This is a genomic window from Leclercia sp. S52 (genome assembly GCF_039727615.1).
Classification (GTDB): Bacteria; Pseudomonadota; Gammaproteobacteria; order Enterobacterales; family Enterobacteriaceae; genus Enterobacter; species Enterobacter adecarboxylatus_B.
Window position 1 is genome coordinate 1,182,723 of record NZ_CP152474.1, and the last position, 23,779, is coordinate 1,206,501.

A 23,779-nucleotide genomic window follows, 5' to 3' on the forward strand; every position below is an offset into this window, starting at 1 on the left:
CCGGGTAAGCGCAGCGCCACCCGGCACCTCTCCGCACCCATCCTCATCTTTATCGTGACCCCCCCTCCCACTTCTTAATCGATCCGCAGGATCTTTGTTTTGTAATCGATTACTTTTCATGTGATACGGTTTTGTAATCGATTACTTTTTAAGGGTGGGGCTGATCATGGTGTCAACAACTGAAAGTAGTGGAAAGGTGATAGGGCAGCACCGAATGCTGGTGCCGCGCCTGTCGCTGATGATGTTCCTGCAATTTTTTATCTGGGGTAGCTGGTCGGTAACCCTCGGTCTGGTGATGACCCAGCACAACATGTCATTGCTGATTGGGGATGCGTTCTCCGCCGGGCCGATTGCCTCAATTCTGTCGCCGTTTGTCCTCGGCATGCTGGTGGACCGCTTCTTCGCCTCGCAAAAGGTGATGGCGGTAATGCACCTGGCCGGGGCGGCGATCCTGTGGTTCGTGCCGGGTGCCTTAATCGCGGAAAACGGTGCGCTGCTGATTGGCCTGCTGTTTGGCTACACGCTCTGCTACATGCCGACCCTGGCGTTGACCAACAACATCGCCTTCCACAGCCTGGCGAACGTCGACAAGACCTTCCCGGTGGTCCGCGTGTTTGGCACCATCGGCTGGATTGTGGCCGGGATCTTTATCGGCGTCACCGGCGTGGCCTCCAGCGTCACCATCTTCCATGTCGCGGCGGCCAGCTCCGTCCTGCTGGCGCTCTATAGCCTGACCCTGCCACACACGCCGGCTCCGGCCAAAGGGATGCCGGTGAAGATGCGCGATCTCTTCTGCGCCGACGCCTTCGCGCTGCTGAAAACCCGTCACTTCTTTATCTTTTGCCTGTGCGCGATGCTGATCTCGGTCCCGCTGGGCACCTACTACGCCTACACCGCCTCCTATCTGGCGGATGCGGGTATTGCCGACGTCAGTACCGCCATGTCCTTCGGCCAGATGTCCGAAATCTTCTTCATGCTGGTGATCCCGCTGCTGTTCCGCCGCCTGGGCGTGAAGTACATGTTGCTGATCGGCATGCTGGCGTGGTTCGTGCGTTATGCGATGTTTGCCCTCGGCGTAAGCGAAGAGGGGCGTTTCCTGCTGTACCTCGGCATCCTGCTGCACGGCGTCTGCTATGACTTCTTCTTTGTGGTGGGCTTTATCTACACCGACCGCGTGGCGGGCGACAAGGTAAAAGGCCAGGCGCAGAGCATGATCGTGATGTTCACTTACGGTATCGGCATGCTGCTGGGCTCGCAGATTTCCGGCGCGCTCTACAACCGTCTGGTGGCCGGGCAACCCGTGCCCGAGGCGTGGGTAACATTCTGGTGGATCCCGGCGGTGGCTGCTGCTGTGATTGCACTCGTTTTCCTTGTCTCGTTCAAATATGAAGATGACAAGGCGTAATTTCTGGAGGTGGTATGAGGACGATTAAAGGCCCGGGAATTTTTCTGTCGCAGTTTATCGGCGGGCAACCGCCGTTTAACACCCTCGACGGGCTGGCAGGCTGGGCAGCGGAAAAGGGCTACAAAGCGCTGCAAATTCCCTGCAATCATAAGGCAATTTTTGACGTGGAGCTGGCGGCAGAGAGCCAGACCTACTGCGACGAAATTAGCGGTAAGCTGGCGAATCACGGGCTGGTCATCAGCGAGCTCTCCACCCATCTGGAGGGGCAGCTGATCGCCGTTAACCCGGCGTACGACGAGGCGTTCGATAACTTCGCTCCGCAGGCGGTGCGCGGCAACGCGGCCGCCCGCCAGGCGTGGGCTACCGATATCGTCACAAAGGCGGCGGTGGCCTCGGCCCGGCTCGGGTTAACCGCCCACGCTACCTTCTCGGGATCGCTGGCCTGGCCGTTTATGTACCCCTGGCCGCCGCATAACGAGGCGCGTTTCCAGGAGGCGTTCAGCGAGCTGGCCCGCCGCTGGCGGCCGATTCTGGATGCCTTCGACGAGCAGGGGGTGAACCTCTGCTATGAGATCCATCCGGGTGAAGATCTGCACGATGGCGTCACCTTCGAGCGTTTTCTGGCGCTGGTGGACAACCATCCGCGCTGCAATATTCTCTACGATCCAAGCCACCTGCTGTTACAGCAGATGGATTACCTGACCTTTATCGACCACTACCACACCCGCATCAAGGCGTTTCACGTCAAGGATGCCGAGTACCGCCCGAACGGGCGCAGCGGGGTGTATGGCGGGTATCAGAGCTGGATCAACCGCGCCGGGCGCTTCCGCTCCCCGGGCGACGGGCAGATCGACTTTAAGGGTATTTTCAGCAAGCTGACCCAGTACGACTATGACGGCTGGGCGGTGCTGGAGTGGGAATGTTGCCTGAAAGACGGCGACACCGGGGCGCGGGAAGGGCGCGAGTTTATCTCCCGCCATATTATTCCGGTTTCCGATCGGGCGTTTGACGATTTCGCCGCGGGAGAACTTCATGATTAACGTCGGCATTATCGGCAGCGGTTTTATCGGCCCGGCGCACATCGAAGCCCTGCGCCGTCTCGGCTTTGTGCAGGTCGTCGCCCTGTGTGACGGCTCGCTGGCCCAGGCGCAGGAGAAAGCCCGGGCGCTGAACATTCCCCACGCTTACGGCAGCGTGGACGAACTGCTGGCGCACCCGGGTCTACACGTGGTGCACAACTGCACGCCCAACCATCTGCATGCTGAGATCAACCGCCAGATCCTGCGCGCCGGAAAGCATGTCTTCTCTGAAAAACCGCTGTGCATGACCCCGGACGAGGCGCGGGAGCTGGTGGCCCTGGCGGAGCAGGCGGGGGTGGTGCACGGTGTGAGCTTTGTCTATCGCCAGTTTGCGATGGTGCGCCAGGCGGCGAGCATGGTGGAAGCCGGCTCGCTCGGACGGCTGTTTGCCGCCCACGGTAGCTATCTGCAGGACTGGATGCTGCTGGAAACCGACTACAACTGGCGGGTCGACGCGACGCTCGGCGGGGCATCCCGGGCAGTAGCGGATATCGGTTCCCACTGGTGCGACACTATCCAGTTCCTGACCGGGCGGCGCATCACCGGGGTGATGGCCGATCTGTCGATAGTCTGGCCGACCCGCAAGGCCAACATGGCCGGGAACCAGACCTTCAGCCAGGCGGGCGACGCGGTTTATGAAGATAAACCCGTCACCACCGAGGATTTTGGCTCGGTGCTGTTCCGCTTCGACGATGGCAGCAAAGGCAGCTTTACCGTCTCGCAGGTGAGCGCCGGGCGCAAAAACCGCCTCAGCCTTGAGGTCAACGGCAGCGAAGGCTCGGTGGCCTGGGATCAGGAGGTGCCCCAGCAGCTGTGGGTCGGCCATCGCGCACAGGCCAATCAGATCCTGACGGACGATCCTTGCCTGATGAACCGCGACGTGGCCGACAGCGCCCACTTCCCGGGCGGCCACATCGAGGGCTGGCCGGACGCCTTTAAGAACATGATGGCGCAGTTTTATCGCGCGGTGCAGGCGGGGGCCATGCCGGAAAAACCGCTGTTTGCCACCTTCCATGACGGGGCGAACGTGATGTATATCATTGACGCGATAGTGAAAAGCCATCAGCAGCAGCGCTGGGTCAGCGTCGCGCAGTAACCGCTTGCCCGGTACGCCGGGCAACGAATTTATGGTAGCCTGCTGCTAACGCTAACTGCAGGATCACTCGTCGCTATGTCAATTCAGAAAATCGCCCAACTGGCGGGCGTCTCGGTGGCGACGGTATCGCGCGTGCTGAATAACAGCGATACCGTCAAAGCCAAAAACCGCGATCGCGTCTTGCAGGCGATTAAAGAGGCGAACTACCAGCCCAATCTTCTCGCTCGTCAGCTGCGCACCTCGCGCAGCTATATGATCCTGGTGATGGTCTCCAACATCGCCAACCCGTTCTGCGCCGAGGTGGTGAAGGGCATCGAGGAGCAGGCAGAGAAAAACGGCTACCGCATTCTGCTGTGCAACTCCGGCTCCGATATTGAACGCTCCCGCTCGGGGCTGAGCCTGCTGACCGGCAAAATGGTCGACGGCATTATCACCATGGATGCTTTTACCCGTCTCACCGAACTGGCGGCGCTGATTGGCGATGCCCCCCTGGGTGCAGTGCGCCGAATACGCCGATGCCGGGGCGGTCTCCTGCGTCGGGATCAACGATGTCGACGCCTCCCAGCACGTGGTCAGCCGCCTGGCGGACGGCGGGCGTCAGCGGATTGCGCTTATCAACCACGATCTGAGCTACAAATATGCCCGCCTGCGCGAGCGCGGGTATAAAAGCGTGCTGCATCTGCGCGATTTAGCCTATCAGGCGGTGGAGTATGCCAGCGATCTCAGCGCGGCGGCCGGCACGGCGGCGATGAGCAAGCTGCTGGCGGCGGAGACGCGGCCGGATGCGGTATTTGCCGTCTCCGATACCCTCGCCGCGGGGGCGTTACGCGCTATCGAAAAGGCCGGGCTGCGCGTGCCGCAGGATATCGCCGTGGTGGGCTTCGACGGCACCGAGCTGTCGGAGATGGTCTCGCTGACCACCATTGAACAGCCGTCGCGGGATATCGGACGCAAGGCGGTCGATCTGCTGCTGAACAGAATCGACAACCCCGACGCCGCCACCGAGCGGGTGATGATGAACTGGCGCTTTATTTCCCGCGCCAGCACCTGAGTTATTTCCCCAGTACGCCCGCCAGGGAGCGAATATCGTTCCCGGTCGGCGTCTGGTGAATGCGCAGACCAAATTCATCGATCACCGCGAAAATATGGTCGAAAATATCGGCCTGAATCGCCTCATATTCCGCCCAGATCACGGTGTTGGTAAACGCATATATTTCAATTGGCAGACCGTTGGCGTCCGGCGCTAATTGCCGCACCATCAGGGTCATATCCTGACGAATACGCGGATGGTTGCGCAGATATTCATTCAGGTAGGCGCGGAAGGTGCCAATATTGGTCATCCTGCGCATATTCAGCACCGACTCGCCTTCGCCATTTTCCTGATTCCACAGCGTAATTTCCTCGTGGCGCGTGGCCATATAGGGCTTGAGCAGCTTCGCCTGAATCAGCTGCTGCTGCTCCTGCTCGTCGAGAAAATGGATGCTGGTGGTATCAATATTCAGGCTGCGCTTAATCCGCCGCCCGCCGGAGGCCGACATTCCGCTCCAGTTGATAAAGGCGTCGGAGACCAGCGCCCAGGTCGGAATGGTGGTGATGGTGTTATCGAAATTGCGCACCTTGACGGTGGTCAGGCCGATATCGGTCACCGTGCCGTTAGCGCCGTATTTCGGCATCTCCAGCCAGTCGCCGAGCTTGAGCATATCGTTGGCCGAGAGCTGAATGCCTGCCACCAGGCCTAAAATTGGGTCTTTGAACACCAGCATTAATACCGCGGCCATCGCGCCCAGACCGCTAATCAGAATGGCGGGGGACTGGCCGATCAGCAGGGAAATAATCAGGATACCCACCAGAATGGCGCTCACCAGCTTGATGCCCTGGAAGATGCCTTTCAGCGGCAGCTGCGAGGCGGTGGCCATTTTCTGCGACAGATTGAAAATCACGTCCAGCAGCGAGAAGAACGCCAGCAGGGCGTAAACCATTACCCACAGCTTCGCGCAGGTGGTGAGTATTTCCGCCGCGTCGCTGCCTTTTTGCAGCCACAATACCGCCTGAACGTTGACGATTATCCCCTGCAGGGTAAAGGCCAGACGGTGAAATAACTTATTCTCGGTGATGATTTGCAGCCATAAATGGCTGTTGGCCCGGGCGCGTTTCTCGAACGCCCGCAGCACCACTTTGTGCAGAATAAAATGAATAATCAGGGCGGTAAGAAAAATAATGCCAAAAATGATGACTAAAGAGGTGGTGTGATTTATTTCAATGCCGGTCTCTTCGACCAGGGAAATGAACTCCTGCATAACGTCTCCTGTATTAAAGCAGCCGCCATAATGGCGGCTGAGGATCTATTATGCAAATTCGCCAGGCCTATTTTACCGCCTGACAGGCCTTCACCACCGGCAGGCTCAGACGATGACGCAGTCGCAGGGTGGCCAACGCCAGGACGATCATCATGACGGTTTCCACCATCAGGAAGACGTTAATTGCCTCTGCGTAATCCCCGTGATGGCTGTGCAGGGCGTGGAGCAAAATCGCACCGAAGATGGCCGGGCCAAGACCGAGCGCCGCTTGTTGCAGGGTGCTGAGAATGGCGCTGGCGGCCCCGGCGTCGTCGGGCTGAATATCGCGCATCCCGATGCGGTAGAAGCTGTTCACTATCAGCGCCTGGCCGTAGCCCACCAGCCCGGTGGCCGGGGCGAGGGTCAGGGCGGTGTTCTCCAGTCCCCAGATGCGGAAGGTGACGATCAGCGCCAGCAGGCCGGTTATCTGGATCGCCAGCCCGGACAGTAAAATCGTGCTGGTGCTGTAGCGGGCAATCAGCCGCGGGGCAAACCACGCCGAGACGAAATAGGTCACCCCGAGGGCGATAAAGCTGTTGCCGGACTGCCACGGCGCCATCCCCAGACCGGTCTGCATGGTCAGCGCCATGCAGAACATAAACCCGGACCAGACGCTGAAAAAGAGCAACGCAATCAGCACGCCGAAGCGGATACTGCCGAGCTGCATCAGACGCGGCGGGATCAGCGGGTGAGCCCCTTCGCGCTCTTTTTTACGTGCATTCAGCGCCATTAACCAGGCCAGCGGGACAATGGCGATCAGGGCGGCCTGCAGCGGCCAGGACCAGTGCCACTGCGGCCCCAGTGCCATCGGGAACAGCAGGCAGCAGAGGATTGCTGCCAGCAGCGCGGTACCCGGCCAGTCAATGCGCGACGGCGTGTCGCGGCGGGTCTCCGGCACGTAGCGACGGCTCAGGGCCAGCACCAGCAGGCAGATCGGCACGTTGATAAAGAAGGCGTTGCGCCAGCCCAGCCCGGCGATATCCGCCGACACCAGCCAGCCGCCGCCCATCTGCCCGACGATAAACGCAATGCCGCCGATGCCGCCAAACAGGCTGATGGCTTTGGCGTGGGCGGTGCCTTTCAGCGTCACGTGCAGGGTGGCAAGAATTTGCGGCACGATCAGCGCCGCGCCTGCGCCCTGAACGATGCGCGCGGCCAGCAGCTGCTCAATATTGCCCGCCATGCCGCACAGCAGCGAGGCCAGGCCAAAGCTCGCCACGCCCCACATAAACAGGCGACGACGGCCGAGGTTATCCCCCAGCTTGCTGCCGAGCGCCAGGCAGACGGCAAAGGCCACGCCGTAAAGGGCGACAATCAGCTCCAGCTCGGTGGCGGTGGCGTGCAGCGAGTGGGTGATGGAGTCCAGCGCCACGTTGGTGATTGAGGTATCAATCAGCGGCAGCATCTGGCCGGTTAACAGCAATATCAGGCCTGCCCGGCCCGGTGAAACAACTGACGTATTCATGGTGACTCCATTGCGTCAAACAGCGTAGCGTCGTAGCATCAACTATCTGATAAACGGGTACCAGTTCTTGCTTATACTGGTACTGGCACTACCATGCAGGGGGCACTATGGCGCTGATGTCTGAACCCGTCACCTCACTCCAGGATGACACCCGTAAACAGCTGGGCGCATTTTTACGCGCGCGGCGTGAAAGTCTCGATCCACAGCGCCTCGGCTTACCGCGCAGCGGCCGACGCCGCACGCCGGGCCTGCGCCGGGAAGAGGTGGCCCTGCTGGCTGACGTGGGCGTGACCTGGTACACCTGGCTGGAGCAGGGCAGGGACGTCAACCCGTCGAGCGCGGTGATGGCGGCAGTGGCGAAAGCGCTGCAGTGTACCCCGACCGAATCCCGCCACCTCTTCCTGCTGGCCGGATTGCCGCCGGGCGAAGCGCCCCAGGCGGTCTGCTGCGAGGGGATCAGCGAAGGCACCCGCCGTCTTCTCGACACCCTGATGCCGAAACCCGCCAGCATTCAGAAGCCGAATTTCGATATCGTGGCGTGGAATGACAGCTTCGGTCATCTGATGGGCGTCGACTTCAATGCGATCCCGCCGGAAGACCGCAACTGTATCTATCTGTTCCTCACCCATCCGGCGTGGCGCGCACGCCTCGGTAAGCGCGGAGACGTGCTGCCCATTTTTGTCTCCTACTTCCGCGCGGCGATGGCCGAGCACCGGGGCGACCCGCAGTGGGAAGCCAAACTGGCGCGCTTCTTTGCCGTCTCTGAAGAGTTCAAAACCCTGTGGCACCAGCGCAACGACGTGCGCGGCGTGGAAAATCAGCTCAAGCTCTTTACTCATCCCGAACTGGGCGATTTTCATCTCCAGCAGATGTACTGGTACTCCGCCCCGCGCAACGGCTCGCGGCTGCTGGTCTATCTCCCGGTGGATGACGAGGGCGAGCGCGCCCTGACATGGCTGGCGGAGCAGGCACCATGAACGTCACCCGCAAACAGGAACGCCTCCTGCGCCGCGCGCTCACCGAGTGGCAGCAGGAGGGCGCGTTAACCGCCGACGAGCATCAGCGACTGGCCGGCAGCTTAAAACGCGTCACCATGGACTGGCAGCGCCTCAGCCGCTACGCCTTCTGGACGGCAATCGTCTGCGTCATCATCGCCATTGGCAGCCTGTTTGCCGACAGCGAACTGATGGCGCGCATTATCGAGTTCTTCGCCTTCTCCTCCATCGCCCGCATCGGACTGCCTGCGCTGGCCGCAATACTGTTTTATCTGTGGGGATTCAGCCGCCAGCGGCAGGAGACCCAGTGGCACTACAGCACCGAGGCGATTTTGTTCCTCGGGGTGTTCTTTACCGCCATCGCCCTCTGGCAGCTGGGTGAACGGCTGGATACCGGCAGCGGCCACATAGCGCCGCTATTTCTGCTGGGCTGCGCCGTTTACGGGCTGGTGGGCTTCTTCGGCCGCTCGGGCCTGGTGTGGCTGTTCTTTTTGCTGTCGCTTGGCAACTGGTTTGGCGCCGAAACCGGCTATATGTCCGGCTGGGGCGCCTACTGGCTGGGGATGAGCTACCCGGTGCGCTTTATCTTCTTCGGGGGGGGCCTTACTGGCGCTCTGCTGGTGGCTGCGCGGGATGCTGCGTAAACGGCATCTGTACACCACCAGTAAAGCGATGGGGCTGACGTACCTGTTTGTTGCCCTGTGGATCCTGTCGATTTTTGGCAATTACGATATCGACAACGGGTACGGCACCACCCGCGCGGCGCTGCTGCCCTGGGCGCTGCTGTTCGCGGTGGCGGCGGGGATCTGTATTTATATCAGCCTGAAAACCGACGACGGTATGCTGCGCGGTTTTGGCCTGACGTTTCTTGGTATCAACCTCTATACCCGCTATTTTGAATACTTCTGGGACGGGATGAACAAGGTGCTGTTTTTCCTGATCCTGGCGGCCTCGCTGGCGGTGATAGGGCGCTATGCGGAGAGGATCTGGCACGCAGGAAAATCGGCTAAGTAGATCCGCATCGCAGACTGGTTATTAGTAAAAAGTAACGGGCCGCTATCTGCGGCCCGTTTGTATTAGCACTCAGTCACAATCGTGCTCAGCGGCAGGCGCGATTTCGGCAGCGTGGCGTTGAAATCTTCCACGCTGTGATGCCCAACCGGCACCACCACCAGGCTGGTGAAGCCTTTCTCTTTCAGACCAAACTCTTCGTCAAGGACCGCGGCGTCGAAGCCTTCAATCGGCACCGCGTCCAGGCCCATTGCGCCCACGCCCAGCAGGAAGTTGCCGACGTTCAGGTAAACCTGTTTTGCCATCCACTGATCGTCATCTTTCAGATCGACGCGGTGCATATCGGCGAAGAAGGTGCGGCCCTTGTGGTTGGCGGCTTTCGCTTCCGGAGTGTTGAAACGGCCATCGGCCTCTTCCTGATCCACGACGCGGGTAAGCCAGGCATCGTCCATTGCGGTTTTGGCGCAGAACACCACCACGTGAGATGCATCCAGCATTTTGCGTTCGTTAAAGACAAAGCCACCGGCTGCGGATTTCGCCACGCGCGCTTTGCCTTCCTCGGTGCTGGCGACGATAAAGTGCCACGGCTGTGAGTTGGTGCTGGACGGGCTGTACTGCAGCAGGGTTTTAATCTGTTCCGCCTGGTCGGCAGTCAGTTTTTTGCTCGGATCAAAGGCCTTTGTTGAGTGACGCTTTAAGGCAACAGAGATGATATCCATTACTACTCCTGGGGTTCAGTGCAAAAGGGAAAATAATACAAAGTGAAGATCACAAAGGTAAGGGCATTCCGGGCGCTTAACCGCCGGGGCGCAACTTTTTTTTGCTCTTTTTTCGACAGCTTATCCACCACCAGATGCCACGAATCGTTGACCAGATCGGCTATCAGCTCGGGGGTGATATCCTCCGCCGCGTATACAGAGATCCAGTGCTTTTTATTCAGATGGTAGCCGGGCTCGATCCCCCGATAGATCTGCTGGTTGAGCAGCGATTTTTGCGGATCGGACTTCAGGCTGACGTGCTGACGCCCGTGCGCCACGCCCATCAGCATAAAAATCTTGCCGCACACTTTAAACACGTCGTACTCCGGGCCAAACGGCCAGCAGTGCTCGGTAAAGGGCAGCTCCAGCGCTATGTGTTTAGCGCAGGCGGCGAGCGTTTTACTGTCCATGATTATCCTCTTCCGCCAGCGCGCGCCACATGGCTTCAAAGCCCAGCGCCTTAAATTCGGCGGCGCGCGCCGGTTCGCGGGTGGCGAAGGACATTGTCGTCTCGGCTAGCGACAGGAACAGGGCGTCGCCAAACAGACGAAACTCCTCAGACATAAACACCGGGCGGATATGACGACGACACAGCTCATGCAGCTCCGGGAACATCTCATGTACCGCCTGTTCGGTTTCGGCGTTAATCTTCTCGCTCACCCCGAGCTGGCGGATGGCGCCGTGGGCTACCGGGTTGCGGATCCCCCAGTCAACGTAGCTGTTCCAGATATTGCGGGTATGCTCTTTCGGCTGGGTGAGGGCACGATCCATATTCGCCAGCATGGTCTGGCACAGATCCTGTTTCAGGTGCAGGTAGAGGGCGTTGAGCAGATCGTCTTTGGTGGCGAAATAGCGAAACAGGGTGCCTTCAGCCACCCCTGCGCTGCGGGCGATTAACGCGGTAGAGGCCGCAATGCCCGACTGGGCAAAAGCGGTGGTTGCCGCGTCCAGCAACGCCAGTTTTTTATCTTCACTTTTCGGACGAGCCACTGCATTTCCTCCAGTTTATGTGCAAAAACCCTGATTGAATCATGCCCTTTGCGGGGCTGCAACGTGGAATGTCAAAGATCTTAAAACGTCTTGACGACTTTCACATCACTTCTATAATGAGTGCTTACTCACTCATAATCAAGTTTTGCCCGCGCAGGCCATCGGATGGGGCGCGAATTCGGGTCGGGATATGAAAAAGCGTTTTATTATTAGCCTGGTGGTAGTGATGATTATTGCATCCGCGGCGAGCCTGCCGTTTGTACTGAATGCCGGATTCGGCCAGCCGCCACAGGGCGCGCAGCTGAGTGAGTTTACCGCTTCGTCGCAGTATCGTGACGGCCAGTTCCATAACACCCTGCCCACGCCGGGATTTACCGGCAACAAGAACATGCTGGCGGCATGGTGGGATTTTCTGGTGACGAAGCGTGAAAACGCGCGTCCGGCCCAGCCGCTGCCGCTGGTAAAAACCGATCTGGCACAGCTGCCGCTGGATCAGGACACCCTGGTCTGGCTCGGCCACTCCTCGTGGTATCTGCAGCTGGCGGGTAAACGTATTCTGATCGACCCGGTATTCAGCAGCTACGCCGCGCCGTTCTCCTTCCTTAACAAAGCCTTTGCCGGGGATTACCCCTGGCACGCCGAAGATATGCCCGACATCGATCTGCTGATTATTTCGCACGATCACTACGATCATCTCGATTACGCCACCATCAAGGCGCTGATGCCGAAAGTGAAGCGCGTGGTTACTCCGTTCGGGGTCGGGTCACATCTGCGCTACTGGGGCATGGATCCGTCCATCATTGAGGAGCGGGACTGGGAGCAGTCGGTGCGCATCAGCGATGAGCTGATCGTCCACGTTCTGCCGGCGCGCCACTTCTCCGGGCGCGGGCTGAAGCGCAACCAGACGCTGTGGGGCAGCTTTATGTTTGTCACCCCGCAGCAGAAGGTGTTCTACAGCGGTGATTCCGGTTACGGCCCGCACTTTAGCGCCATCGGGGAGCGGTTCGGCAGCGTCGATCTGGCGATCATGGAGAACGGGCAGTATGACCAGGACTGGAAGTACATCCACATGCAGCCTGCCGAAACGGCGCAGGCCGCCGCGGATCTGAATGCCAGGGCGGTGGTGCCGGGCCACTCCGGCCGCTTTGTGCTGGCAAAACATACCTGGAACGACCCGCTGATTAAGCTTTCGCAGGCCAGCGAGGATAAGCCGTATCGCCTGCTGACGCCGGAGCTTGGTGAGCCGGTCAGAGTGGATGATGCCACGCAACAATTTCGCGCGTGGTGGGAATAATGTTTAATCGAAGAGCAGAGGGGGGAGAGCAGCATGACTATTTCCGCTCAGGTTATCGACACCATTGTCGAGTGGATCGACGACAACCTTCATCAGCCGTTGCGAATCGAGGATATCGCCCGTCACGCGGGCTATTCCAAATGGCACCTGCAGCGGCTGTTTATGCAATATAAAGGCGAGAGTCTGGGGCGCTATATTCGTGAACGTAAGCTGCGGCTGGCGGCGCGGGATCTGCTGGAGTCAGACGAAAAGGTCTACGACATTTGTCTGCGCTACGGCTTTGATTCCCAGCAGACCTTTACCCGCGTCTTTACCCGCACCTTCAACCAGCCGCCTGGCGCGTATCGCAAGGATAACCACAGCCGGGCGCATTAATGCTCTTCACCCTCCCGGGCGGGAGGGTGAAGTTCAAACAATCAAAAACGATACTGCACGCCGACGGCAAAAACGTAGTTTTCGTTTTCAATGCCTGCCGCATCGCCCTGAATATAAAAGGCGGAGCCTCCCGTCATCGTATCCCTGACTTCCGTTCCCCCTTTTCCTTCGTCATAGCGGGTCCAGCTAAATTCAGCAAACACTTTGGCATTGGGGGTGACGTAGTAGCCGACATCCACCATCGCCGCGTAATAATCGGCGTTATTGGCCTCATCACGGTAGGTAAATTGGCGTTCGTAATGTTCGTCATTATCCCGGGCGCGCACCCAGGGGCTGTATCTCACCTGGCCGTTGACCTCAAAATTCTGATAGCGGTACATGCCGACTAAGCCCGCATAGGCCACGCCGAAACGCTGCTTATATGAGATGCCGCGCTCATTGTCCGGGGCTTCGCCAGTGATGGCGCCATTGCCGTAGCTGTAGGTGCCGCCGCGAGAGGACCAGCTAAAACGGGTTTTCTGGTAGCCGAGCATGGCCCCAAGCCGGTAATTTTCCTCTTTTAATAACCAGCCTTTCGCATTCAGGTCAAATTCGTTGGCATGGTTGAGGCGGGTAGCCGGATGGGTTGACCAGTCTGTCGGACTCGCCTGGTCGGGATCCATCCAGTCGTAGTCATCCATGTGCGAGGCGCCGGAAGCAAGGGTTGTCCAGCCGCGGGCATTAAGCGTGAGGCGGGACAATACATCCCAGGAGAGATCGCCTTTTATAATTGGCGTATTTTTTAATTTCCAGTCCAGCTCGCTCTGTTGATGCCCTGTCGACGGGTTATAGACCCGCTCGTGGGATTCTCCCGCCAGTATGCCCGTGGATAAGGCCACGGAGACGCTTTCGGGGGCAAAATTCAGCCCTGAAGCCTGGGCACCGGCCCACGGCAGGCCAGCGAATAACATTAAAAACAGAGACAATCCTTTTTGTCGCATTAAGACATCCTTGTACGAGTTTCATCGGGCGGACAAGGTTAGCATTAACGGGTTTTATTGCGGCACCTGGCTGAAAAAATCGGAATATCATTAATTAATATATGTTATTGATTATAAATACTATTGGAATTATTTACGCGTGAAATGTGTTATCAGGCTTCTCCCCGGGCGTGGCGTCCCAGGGATGCAGATCCGAACTGATAGAGCTAGGCGGAGCGAGAAAACCAGCGGCGCCAGATGAAGCGCAGGACAAAGAACTCAACGGCCCCGAGCAGTAAAAACCACAGGCAGAAGATAATGGTGTAGAGCTGGTTGAGATCCATCAGATGGAAGGTGCTCATCAGCTTCTGCGCCACCACCAGCCCCAGCGAAGGTGCAGGCAGCAGCAGAACGGAGAGAAATGCCATCAGCAGGATGCCGCCTGCCGTTAACAGCGATTCCAGTGGGTGCTTCATAATTATGTTAATCGTCAGTTAAAAATAACATTGTCACGGATAGGGCTTCGTAAAGCAATATCAACCGTCAAGCGCGCGGGCGATAAATAATCGCCCGCTATTTCGCAGGTATTTCTCCGGCAGGCGTCCACTAATTCAATTAATCTGCGTTAATGTAAATTATTGTCACCCTCCGGCAAATAATCTTACAAAGGTATAAGTGCTATATCCAATTAACGTCGCAATAACAATGGCAGCGATAATATATAACGCCAGTCGACGCCCGCGATAAATTCCAAACATGCTGACCCCTCGTTTAGTTTAGGTTTAGAAATAATTTGTAAAAATCGTCGTATTGAAATGAAACGTTAGCTGTTTAATGCCGTCGACAGAAATAATAGTGCGTTAAATTAATTGCCGTGACAACCCATTAAATTAACGCCCGACGATTTATAAAAGCAGAAATGGAATTCAGGCTTTTGCTCACCGCAATTTGAAGGAGCTGAAATATGACTAAAATGCACCATACCCAGACACCACCGCCGGGCAAGGGGCACGCCCCAACCCAGGCTTATCAGCAGACCGTTGGGGAGACTCTCGCGGCGCAGCACAGCACCACGTCTGGCCTGAGCCGTGCCGAAGCTCAGGCGCGCCTGCAGCAGCATGGCCCCAATGCCCTGCCGGAAAAAAAAGCCAGACCGGCGTGGCTGCGTTTTCTGGCCCACTTTAACGATGTCTTAATTTACGTCCTGCTGGCCGCCGCGGTATTAACGGCAATTATGGGCCACTGGGTCGATACCCTGGTGATTCTGGGTGTGGCGGTGATTAATGCCCTAATTGGTCATATTCAGGAGAGCAACGCCGAGAAATCACTGAGCAGTATCCGAAATATGCTCGCCAGCGATGCGCGCGTTATTCGTGAGGGTGTGCACGAAACCATACCGACCACTGAAATAGTCCCGGGCGATATTATTGTCCTGCGCGCCGGGGATCGTATTCCGGCGGATATGCGGGTGATCGAGGCGCATTATTTACGCGTGGAAGAGGCGATCCTGACCGGTGAATCCACGGTGGTCGATAAACATATTCAGCCCTTAACAGGGGAGTTAACCCTGGGCGATCGGACCAACCTGCTGTTTTCCGGTACCACCGTCAGCGCGGGCGGCGGCATGGGCGTGGTGATTGCCACCGGCCAGGAGACCGAGCTGGGCCATATCAACCAGATGATGGCCGGAATTGAAAAGCACCGCACTCCGCTGCTGGTGCAGATGGACAAGCTCGGCAAAGCCATCTTCGGATTGATCATGGCGATGATGGCCGCGCTCTTTGTCTTCAGCCTCCTGCTGCGCGACATGCCGATCGGCGAGCTGCTGCTGTCGTTAATCAGCCTGGCGGTGGCCGCGGTGCCGGAAGGTCTGCCTGCCATCATCTCGATTATCCTGTCGCTGGGCGTGCAGGCGATGGCGCGTAAGCGGGCGATTATCCGCAAGCTGCCTACCGTAGAAACGCTCGGGGCGATGACCGTGGTTTGCTCGGATAAAACCGGCACCCTGACCATGAACGAGATGACCGTCAAAGCGATCATCACCGCCGACAGCTGCTATCGCGTCGGAGGCGACAGCTATGCTCCGGAAGGCAGCATCTGCCTTGAGGGCAGCGACGAGCCGGTGCAGATCCAGCCGGGCACCGTGCTGGAGCAGTATCTGCGCACCATCGACCTGTGTAACGACAGCCAGATGATTCAGGACGAGCGCGGCCTGTGGGGTATTACCGGTGGGCCGACCGAAGGCGCGCTGAAGGTGCTGGCGGCGAAAGCCCACCTAGCGCCGGTCATGACCACGCTTATCAACAAGATCCCGTTCGACTCGCAGTACAAATACATGAGCACCCACTACCAGATTGGTAGCGAGGAGCAGATCCTGATCACCGGCGCGCCGGACGTGATTTTCGCCCTCTGCGCGCAGCAGCAGACCCGTAACGGCGCAGAAGCTTTTAACCGCGCGTACTGGGAAGCTGAGATGGAGCGCTATGCCCGTCAGGGGCTACGCATGGTGGCCGCGGCGTTCAAGCCGGCGAACGGCGAGCAGGAGCTGACCCACGACGATCTCAGCCACGGCCTGATCTTCCTCGGCATTGCCGGAATGATGGATCCGCCGCGCCCGGAGGCCATCGACGCCATTCACGCCTGCCAGCAGGCGGGGATCCGCGTGAAGATGATCACCGGGGATCACCCGCAGACCGCGATGAGCATCGGGCAGATGTTGGGGATCGCCAACAGCGCCCAGGCGGTAACGGGTTATCAGCTGGAGCATATGGATGATACGGAGCTGGCGAAAGCAGCGGTGGAGTACGACATCTTCGCCCGCACCAGTCCGGAGCATAAGCTGCGCCTGGTGAAAGCCTTGCAGGAGCAGGGCGAGATCGTCGGCATGACCGGCGACGGCGTGAACGATGCCCCGGCCCTGCGCCAGGCGGACGTCGGGATCGCCATGGGCATCAAGGGCACGGAAGTGACCAAAGAGGCCGCCGACATGGTGTTGACGGACGATAACTTCGCCACCATCGCCAGCGCGGTGAAAGAGGGGCGTCGCGTCTACGACAACCTGAAGAAGACCATTCTGTTCATCATGCCGACCAACCTGGCGCAGGGTCTGCTGATTGTGATTGCCCTGCTGGCGGGGAATATCATTCCTCTGACGCCGGTGCTGATTTTGTGGATGAACATGGCCACCTCCGCCACGCTCTCCTTCGGCCTGGCCTTTGAAGCCGCCGAGCGCAGGATCATGCAGCGTCCGCCGCGTCAGACCGGCAAACACGTGATGGATGGCTACGCCGTCTGGCGCGTGGCCTTCGTCGGGACCCTGATTGCCGTCGCCGCCTTCACGCTGGAAGCCTGGCTGGCTCCGCGCGGCCACAGCGCCGAGTTCATCCGCACCGTGCTGCTGCAGATGCTGGTCTGTGCCCAGTGGGTCTACATGATTAACTGCCGCAACACCGAAGGCTTCTCCCTGAACCGCGGCCTGCTGGCGAACAAAGGGATCTGGCTGGTGACGGGCGTGCTGCTTCTGCTGCAGCTGGCGATTATCTACCTGCCGTTTATGCAGATGCTGTTCGGCACCGAAGCCCTGCCGCTGCGCTACTGGGGTGTCACCCTGGCCATAGCGAGCGCGATGTTCTTCATCGTCGAGATCGAGAAGCGACTGACCCGCAGGTTCCATAAGGCTGCATAACCTTTTGCCCTCACCCTAACCCTCTCCCACAGGGAGAGGGGACTCTGACCTCCCTCTCCCTGTGGGAGAGGGCCGGGGTGAGGGGAACACATCTGAGATACTCCCATGAAATTCCCACTCCTGTTCGCCTTTCTCGCCTGTACCCTGCAACCCGCCTTTGCCGCCGCCGTTCCCGTGCGTGTCGCCACCGTGGAGCAGATCGCTCACGCCGCAGAGCGCCAGATCCCGGGCCGCATCGAAGCCATTCACACCGTTGAACTGCGGGCCCGCACGGAGGGCGTGATCGTCCAGGTCCACTTCCGCGACGGGCAGTATGTGAAAAAAGGCGACCTGCTGTTTGCGCTGGACGACGCCGAGCCGCGTGCCGCTCTGCGCCTGGCCCAGGCCGAAGTCAAAAGCGCTGAAGCCACCCTGCGTCAGGCGCAGCAGCAGCTTACCCGTTTTGAACGCCTGGGCAGTAACAACGCCATCAGCCGTCACGACGTGGACAACGCCCGCATGCAGCGCGATGTCGCCCGCGCGGCGCTGGAGCAGGCCAGAGCCCGGCTCGACACCCGCAACGTCACCCTGGCCTACACCCGCATTACCTCACCAATTGATGGCCGCGTGGGGCACAGCAACTTCCACGTGGGCAGCCTGGTGAACCCGGCAAGCGGCGTGCTGGTGGAGGTGGTGCAGCTCGACCCGATCCGCATCGCCTTCGCGCTGGAGGAGGGAACCTTTGCCACCAAAGCGGGGCAGCACCCGGACATCAGCGCCATGAAGCAGGCGTGGCAGGCGCTGATAGACAGCAACGGCCAGCGCGTCAGCGGGGAACTGACCTCCGTGGACAACCGCATCGATCCGCGCACCGCCAGCGTGATGCTGCGTGCCGAGTTCGCCAACCCGCGCCATCAGCTGCTGCCCGGCGGCAATGTGAATGTTTTTCTGCGCCCTGCCAGCGAGCAGCCTGTGCTGACCCTGCCCGCGGCGGCGGTGCAGCAAAACGGCGATGGATTCTTTGCCTGGGTGGTTAACGCCGACGGCAAAGCAGAAATGCGTCCGCTGAAAGTGGCCGGGCAGATCGGCCAGCAGTTCCGGATCGCCTCTGGCATCGCGTCCGGTGAGCGAGCGATTACTGACGGCGCGCAGCGCGTGCAGCCTGGCGCTGCCGTCCAGATACTGAATTAAGGAGCCATCATGCTGACGTTTTTCATCAAACGCCCGCGCTTTGCGATGGTGATTGCGCTGGTCATCTCCCTGCTGGGGGCCATCGCGCTGAGGATCATTCCGGTGGAGCAGTATCCGCAGATCACGCCGCCGGTAGTGAATGTATCGGCCAGCTGGCCGGGTGCCAGCTCCGCCGACGTGGCGGAGGCCATCGCCACGCCGCTGGAGACCCAGCTTAACGGCGTGGATCATATGCTCTATATGGAGTCCACCAGTTCGGATGAGGGCGCATACAGCCTGAACATCACCTTCGCGGCGGGCACCGACCCGGATCTGGCCGCCATCGACGTGCAAAACCGCGTGGCCCAGGCCGTGGCGCAACTGCCCGCCGAGGCGCAGCAAAACGGCGTCCAGGTACGCAAGCGCGCCACCAACCTGATGATGGGGGTAAGTCTTTACTCACCGAACAAGAGCCACACGCCGCTGTTTGTCAGCAACTACGCCAGCACTCAGGTGCGTGAGGCGCTCTCCCGCCTGCCGGGCGTCGGGCTGGTGCAGATGTTTGGCGCGCGCGACTACAGCATGCGTATCTGGCTGCGTCCGGACCGCATGAACGCCCTGAACGTCACCACCGACGACGTGGCCCAGGCCCTGCGCGAGCAGAACGTGCAGGGGGCCGCAGGCCAGGTCGGCACGCCGCCGGTGTTTAACGGCCAGCAGCAGACTCTGACTATTAACGGGCTGGGGCGCTTAAACCAGGCCGAAGATTTTGCCGGGATCATTATCCGCGCGGGCGAGATGGGCCAGCTGGTGCGCCTGAAGGATGTCGCCACTATCGAACTCGGTTCGCGCAGCTACAGCTCAGGCGCACAGCTGAACGGGCATGACTCGGCCTATCTCGGCATCTACCCGACCCCGTCCGCCAACGCCCTGCGCGTGGCCGATGCGGTGCGGGCGGAGCTGGAACGTCTCTCTGCGCGCTTCCCGGAGGATCTGACCTGGGAGGTGAAATTCGACACCACCCGCTTTGTCGCGGCCACCATCAAGGAGATTGGCGTCTCGCTGACGCTGACCCTGCTGGCGGTGGTAGTGGTCGTCTCCCTGTTCCTGCAGAGCTGGCGCGCAACGCTGATTGTGGCGCTGGCCATTCCGGTGTCGCTGGTCGGTACCTTTGCGGTGCTTTATGCGCTGGGCTATTCCGCCAACACGTTAAGCCTGTTTGCCATTATTCTGGCGCTGACCATGGTGGTGGATGATGCCATCGTGGTGGTGGAGAGTGTGGAAACCCTGATGGCGGAAGGGCAGAGCCGCACGGCGGCTACCGCGCAGGCCCTGCGTCAGATTGCCGGGCCGGTGATTGCCACCACCCTGGTGCTGCTGGCGGTGTTTGTGCCGGTGGCGCTGCTGCCGGGGATCGTCGGCGAGCTGTACCGTCAGTTTGCGGTCACGCTCTCTACCGCCGTGACGCTCTCAAGCCTTGTGGCGCTAACCCTGACGCCCGCGCTTTGCGCGCTGCTGCTGCGACCACGCCCTGAACGTCCGGCGGCAGTTTACCGTGGCTTCAACCGCGGGCTGGATGCGACGCGCAACCTCTACACCCGCATCGTCAACCTGTTCAACCTGCGTCCGTGGCTGGCGCTGCTGGCAACCGCAGGCGCGGCTGCCGTGGTGATGTTCAGCTTTATGTCGATGCCAAAAGGCTTCCTGCCTCAGGAAGATCAGGGCTACTTCTTCGCCAGCGTCCAGCTACCGGAGTCGGCCTCGCTGGAGCGTACCGAAGCGGTGATGACCACCGCACGCGAACTGATTGCTAAAAATCCGGCGGTCGAGGACGTGATTCAGGTTTCCGGGTTTAACATTCTCAACGGCACCAGCGCCTCCAACGGCGGCTTTATCTCCGTGATGCTGAAGGACTGGAGCGAGCGTCCGCCGTTAGACGAGGTGATGGGCACTCTGCAACGTCAGCTGCTGGCCCTGCCGGAAGCGACCATCATGAGCTTCGCGCCGCCGACGCTGCCGGGGCTGGGCAACGCCTCCGGCTTCGACCTGCGTATTCAGGCCCAGGCGGGGCAAAGTCCGGCAGAGCTGGAGCGCGTGACGCGTGAGGTGCTGGCGAAGGCCAACCAGCATCCGCAGCTGAGCCGCGTGTTCACTACCTGGAGCAGCAACGTGCCCCAGCTGACGCTGACCGTTGACCGCGAGCGCGCCGCGCGCCTCGACGTACCGGTTTCGCGCATCTTCAGCAGTCTGCAAACCGCCTTTGGCGGTACCCGCGCCGGGGATTTCAGCGTCAACAACCGCGTCTACCACGTGGTGATGCAAAATGAGATGCAGTGGCGCGAGCGCGCGGAGCAAATCAGCGAGCTGTTCGTGCGCAGCAATAGCGGCGAGCGGGTGCGCCTGAGCAACCTCGTCACCATCACCCCGACGGTCGGCGCCCCGTTCCTGCAGCAGTACAACCAGTTCCCGTCAGTGTCGGTCAGCGGCTCGGCGGCGGAAGGAGTGAGCAGCAGCACGGCGATGGCGGTGATGGGCGAGATCCTGGCGCAGAACCTGCCAGCCGGGTACGACTACGCCTGGAGCGGCATGTCGTATCAGGAGCAGCAGACCGGCAATCAGGCGATCTGGATTGTGCTGGCGGCGGTGGTGATGGCGTGGCTGTTCCTCGTCGCCCAGTATGAGAGCTGGACGCTGCCGGCGAGCGTGATGCTCTCGGTGCTGTTCGCCATCGGCGGGGCGCTGGTCTGGCTCTGGATGGCGGGATACGCCAACGACGTGTATGTGCAGATTGGTCTGGTGTTGTTAATCGCCCTTGCCGCCAAGAACGCGATTCTGATCGTCGAGTTCGCCCGCGCGAGGCGCATGGAGGGGATGGCAATTGTAGATGCCGCACGCGAAGGGGCATCCCGCCGCTTCCGGGCGGTGATGATGACCGCCGTGTCGTTCATTATTGGGGTACTACCGATGATGCTGGCGAGCGGGGCGGGGGCCCAGAGCCGCCGCATCATCGGCACCACGGTGTTCAGCGGCATGCTGGTGGCCACCGTGGTGGGGATTGTCTTTATCCCGGCGCTGTTCGTGCTGTTCCAGCGCCTGCGCGAGTGGGGGCACCGGCTTACGGACTAGTCGCCCACAGTTCGGCATGTTTTTGCACTAAGGAGATGAGCGAGCCACCGTCTGCGATAAAGTCCCGCATGCGCTGCGCCTCGCTCTTGCCCTGTTTCAGCATCAGGGCAATTTCCTGAATCGCGCTCGACGCACCCAGTTTTTCCGCTGACGGCGCAACGCGCTCCAGCAGCCAGGCGAGATCTTCCGCGATGGTTTTCTGCTCCCCGGTATGCACGTCCGTCAGGATCCCGTCTAACCCGTAGCGACAGGCCTGAAAACGGTTAAAGCGGTACAGCAGAAAATCCTGCTCCTGATGCTTATAAGGCCGCGTGGTCAGCAGCCAGTGCGAGGTGGCCTGGATCAGCCCGGCGATATTAATGGCATGGGCGAGGGTGAGCGGCGTATCCATCACCCGCACCTCGACGGTGCCAAAATGCGGGCTGGGGCGAATATCCCAGTGCAGATCTTTAATGCTGTCGATCATGCTGGTGTGGCTCAGGCGACGGAACAATCCTTCGAACTCCTGCCAGCTGTTGACCCAGGGCATCAGGCCGTTATCCGGGAAGCCGGAGAAGATATTGAGCCGCGATGAAGCAAACTTCGTGTCGGTGCCCTGCATGTAGGGCGAGGTTGCCGCCAGGGCAATAAAGTGCGGCACGAAGCGCGACAGACCGTGCAGCAGGTAAATGGCGTCATCGCCGGTGCGACATCCCACGTGGACGTGCTGGCCGAACACCGTGGCCTGCAAAATCAGATAGCCAAAGCGCTCCAGCGTGGCGTTATACCGCTCGTCCTCGCACACCTCCTGACGCTGCCACTTCTGAAACGGATGCGTGCCGCCGCCGCTGATCTGGATATGGTGCTCCGCCGCGGCACGCAGGATGCTCTGCTGCATGGCGGAGAACTGCGCCGCCGCCTGATCGATGTTGTGGCATACGCCGGTGGCGATCTCGAGCATGCTTTCGGTGATGTCGTGCTTCACTTCACCGGCTTTGATGTCGTTTTTCACCGCGGCGATCAGGGCGGAGGAGTCCTGACTCAGATCGTAGCCCGGCGGGTTAACCACCTGCAGCTCCAGTTCGATGCCGAGGGTATAGGGTTCAGAGGAATGAAAGTCGGGTAAAGGCATAGCGCACTCCGTTGTCTGTGATGAGTTGAGTATAGACAACGGGTGAGGTTCTCCCTCCTATGGGAAAGGCCCAGTCTGCCTTGACGCTTCAGAGTCCTTATCGTTATTAATAGTACCCTGATTATTAACACTAAGGAGTATGCGATGGTCTCATTTCGTCCGCTGACAGAAGATGAGTATCCTGCTTATCTGGATTATTTTATTCATGATTATGCCGGGGAGATCGCCTCAAACTACGGGCTCTCTCAACATGATTCTCTTGCCAGAGCAAAGCAGGAAATCGCCGAAATGCTTCCTGAGGGCGTTAATACGCATGGACACGTTTTACTCTCTCTTGTTGCGCCGATAGATCAAACCAACAGGCATGTCGGCTATCTCTGGTACAAACCCGATACGATGATGCGTTCAGTGTTTATCTATGATTTCCATATTTTCACATCCTGTCAGGGGCGGGGGCTGGGTAAACAGACTCTCCGCGATTTGGAAGCGAATCTGCGCGAGAAGGGTTTTAAAGAGATCAGACTGCGTGTGGCAGGGGATAATGCCCGTGCCCGGCATCTCTACGAGACCAGCGGTTTTGGGGTTACGGGGGTCAACATGAGCAAGTCTATTGTGGAGCTCGCGGAAAAAAGGCCCTGACGATGCTATTATCCAGGCAGCAACTGACACCCTGAGGATAACGAATGAGCAACGACGTACCGATTAAATATTATGACATCGTGGATGAGTACACGACGGAAGCCGCCACGCCGGTGAGCGAAGCAGAACGCGACGCCCTGGCGCTCTATTTCCAGCTGCTAATCACCCGTTTAATGAATAACGAAGAGATCAGCGAAGAGGCGCAGACCGAGATGGCGGTGGAGGCGGGCATCAACGCGCAGCGCATCGATGATATCGCCAATTTCCTCAATCAGTGGGGTAATGAGTAGTTCCTGCGTGAAAGAC

The 23,779-nt window shown here is 59.5% G+C and carries 18 protein-coding genes and 3 pseudogenes; 13 read left to right on the forward strand and 8 right to left on the reverse strand.

Annotation, left to right across the window (positions count from 1 at the left end; translation table 11 throughout):
• Nucleotides 1-166: 166 nt before the first annotated feature.
• From AAHB66_RS05570 to AAHB66_RS05585, 4 genes and pseudogenes are all read left to right on the forward strand, one after another.
• Nucleotides 167-1,405, forward strand: a complete 1,239-nt coding sequence (locus AAHB66_RS05570; RefSeq protein WP_347115464.1) for an MFS transporter — start codon at nucleotides 167-169, stop codon at nucleotides 1,403-1,405.
• Between the two features lie 14 nt (nucleotides 1,406-1,419).
• Nucleotides 1,420-2,445: a sugar phosphate isomerase/epimerase gene (locus AAHB66_RS05575; RefSeq protein ID WP_347115465.1), complete on the forward strand. Its 1,026-nt coding sequence runs from the start codon at nucleotides 1,420-1,422 to the stop codon at nucleotides 2,443-2,445.
• Nucleotides 2,438-3,580: a Gfo/Idh/MocA family oxidoreductase gene (locus tag AAHB66_RS05580; RefSeq protein WP_347115466.1), complete on the forward strand. Its 1,143-nt coding sequence runs from the start codon at nucleotides 2,438-2,440 to the stop codon at nucleotides 3,578-3,580. The genes AAHB66_RS05575 and AAHB66_RS05580 overlap by 8 nt, the downstream gene beginning before the upstream one ends.
• Before the next feature lie 75 nt (nucleotides 3,581-3,655).
• Nucleotides 3,656-4,631, forward strand: a pseudogene (locus tag AAHB66_RS05585) (LacI family DNA-binding transcriptional regulator).
• 1 nt (nucleotide 4,632) lies between these two features.
• Here the strand turns inward: AAHB66_RS05585 and AAHB66_RS05590 are convergent.
• Complete coding sequence (locus tag AAHB66_RS05590) at nucleotides 4,633-5,877, reverse strand: mechanosensitive ion channel domain-containing protein (protein WP_347115467.1); 1,245 nt, start codon at nucleotides 5,875-5,877, stop codon at nucleotides 4,633-4,635.
• Nucleotides 5,878-5,944: 67 nt separating this feature from the next.
• Nucleotides 5,945-7,381 carry an MFS transporter gene (locus tag AAHB66_RS05595; RefSeq protein ID WP_347115468.1) on the reverse strand — a complete coding sequence of 479 codons (1,437 nt, stop codon included), beginning with the start codon at nucleotides 7,379-7,381 and terminating at the stop codon, nucleotides 5,945-5,947.
• 107 nt (nucleotides 7,382-7,488) lie between these two features.
• Between AAHB66_RS05595 and AAHB66_RS05600 the strand changes: the two genes are divergently transcribed.
• Both AAHB66_RS05600 and AAHB66_RS05605 read left to right on the forward strand, forming a co-directional pair.
• The gene (locus AAHB66_RS05600) at nucleotides 7,489-8,358 is read left to right on the forward strand and encodes a helix-turn-helix transcriptional regulator (RefSeq protein WP_347115469.1); all 870 of its coding nucleotides are present in this window, start codon (nucleotides 7,489-7,491) and stop codon (nucleotides 8,356-8,358) included.
• A pseudogene (locus AAHB66_RS05605) lies at nucleotides 8,355-9,390 on the forward strand (DUF2157 domain-containing protein). The gene AAHB66_RS05600 and the pseudogene AAHB66_RS05605 overlap by 4 nt, the downstream one beginning before the upstream one ends.
• A gap of 62 nt (nucleotides 9,391-9,452) precedes the next feature.
• Here AAHB66_RS05605 and nfsB read toward each other — a convergent pair.
• The 3 genes and pseudogenes from nfsB to AAHB66_RS05620 form a co-directional block, all read right to left on the reverse strand.
• On the reverse strand, nucleotides 9,453-10,106 hold the full coding sequence (gene nfsB / locus AAHB66_RS05610) for an oxygen-insensitive NAD(P)H nitroreductase (RefSeq protein ID WP_347115470.1): 654 nt from the start codon (nucleotides 10,104-10,106) through the stop codon (nucleotides 9,453-9,455).
• Nucleotides 10,107-10,192: 86 nt separating this feature from the next.
• Nucleotides 10,193-10,555 (reverse strand): annotated as a pseudogene (locus tag AAHB66_RS05615) (MmcQ/YjbR family DNA-binding protein); the annotation flags it as partial.
• On the reverse strand, nucleotides 10,545-11,135 hold the full coding sequence (locus tag AAHB66_RS05620; protein WP_347115471.1) for a TetR/AcrR family transcriptional regulator: 591 nt from the start codon (nucleotides 11,133-11,135) through the stop codon (nucleotides 10,545-10,547). The gene AAHB66_RS05620 and the pseudogene AAHB66_RS05615, both read right to left, overlap by 11 nt.
• Nucleotides 11,136-11,325: 190 nt before the next feature.
• Between AAHB66_RS05620 and AAHB66_RS05625 the strand changes: the two genes are divergently transcribed.
• Complete coding sequence (locus AAHB66_RS05625; protein WP_347115472.1) at nucleotides 11,326-12,429, forward strand: MBL fold metallo-hydrolase; 1,104 nt, start codon at nucleotides 11,326-11,328, stop codon at nucleotides 12,427-12,429.
• Nucleotides 12,430-12,462: 33 nt separating this feature from the next.
• Nucleotides 12,463-12,804: a RamA family antibiotic efflux transcriptional regulator gene (locus AAHB66_RS05630; protein WP_106992253.1), complete on the forward strand. Its 342-nt coding sequence runs from the start codon at nucleotides 12,463-12,465 to the stop codon at nucleotides 12,802-12,804.
• Between the two features lie 41 nt (nucleotides 12,805-12,845).
• Here AAHB66_RS05630 and AAHB66_RS05635 read toward each other — a convergent pair whose 3' ends face one another.
• Both AAHB66_RS05635 and AAHB66_RS05640 read right to left on the reverse strand, forming a co-directional pair.
• A complete protein-coding gene (locus tag AAHB66_RS05635) occupies nucleotides 12,846-13,784 on the reverse strand; it encodes an omptin family outer membrane protease (protein WP_347115473.1) in 939 nt (312 codons plus the stop codon).
• 206 nt (nucleotides 13,785-13,990) lie between these two features.
• Nucleotides 13,991-14,239: a DUF1158 domain-containing protein gene (locus AAHB66_RS05640; RefSeq protein ID WP_347115474.1), complete on the reverse strand. Its 249-nt coding sequence runs from the start codon at nucleotides 14,237-14,239 to the stop codon at nucleotides 13,991-13,993.
• 488 nt (nucleotides 14,240-14,727) lie between these two features.
• Between AAHB66_RS05640 and AAHB66_RS05645 the strand changes: the two genes are divergently transcribed.
• The 3 genes from AAHB66_RS05645 (at nucleotide 14,728) to AAHB66_RS05655 (ending at nucleotide 21,723) form a co-directional block, all read left to right on the forward strand.
• The gene (locus AAHB66_RS05645) at nucleotides 14,728-17,448 is read left to right on the forward strand and encodes a cation-transporting P-type ATPase (protein ID WP_347115475.1); all 2,721 of its coding nucleotides are present in this window, start codon (nucleotides 14,728-14,730) and stop codon (nucleotides 17,446-17,448) included.
• 105 nt (nucleotides 17,449-17,553) lie between these two features.
• Nucleotides 17,554-18,618 (forward strand): efflux RND transporter periplasmic adaptor subunit, encoded by a 1,065-nt coding sequence (locus AAHB66_RS05650; protein WP_347115476.1) that lies wholly within the window; start codon nucleotides 17,554-17,556, stop codon nucleotides 18,616-18,618.
• Nucleotides 18,619-18,627: 9 nt separating this feature from the next.
• Nucleotides 18,628-21,723 carry an efflux RND transporter permease subunit gene (locus AAHB66_RS05655; RefSeq protein WP_347115477.1) on the forward strand — a complete coding sequence of 1,032 codons (3,096 nt, stop codon included), beginning with the start codon at nucleotides 18,628-18,630 and terminating at the stop codon, nucleotides 21,721-21,723.
• Here AAHB66_RS05655 and AAHB66_RS05660 read toward each other — a convergent pair.
• A complete protein-coding gene (locus AAHB66_RS05660; RefSeq protein ID WP_347115478.1) occupies nucleotides 21,713-22,834 on the reverse strand; it encodes a YbdK family carboxylate-amine ligase in 1,122 nt (373 codons plus the stop codon). The genes AAHB66_RS05655 and AAHB66_RS05660 overlap by 11 nt on opposite strands.
• Before the next feature lie 144 nt (nucleotides 22,835-22,978).
• Between AAHB66_RS05660 and AAHB66_RS05665 the strand changes: the two genes are divergently transcribed.
• Entirely contained in the window at nucleotides 22,979-23,473 is a 495-nt protein-coding gene (locus AAHB66_RS05665) for a GNAT family N-acetyltransferase (RefSeq protein ID WP_347115479.1), read from the forward strand.
• 44 nt (nucleotides 23,474-23,517) lie between these two features.
• Nucleotides 23,518-23,763 carry a YmjA family protein gene (locus tag AAHB66_RS05670; RefSeq protein ID WP_347115480.1) on the forward strand — a complete coding sequence of 82 codons (246 nt, stop codon included), beginning with the start codon at nucleotides 23,518-23,520 and terminating at the stop codon, nucleotides 23,761-23,763.
• The last annotated feature ends 16 nt before the right edge of the window (nucleotides 23,764-23,779 follow it).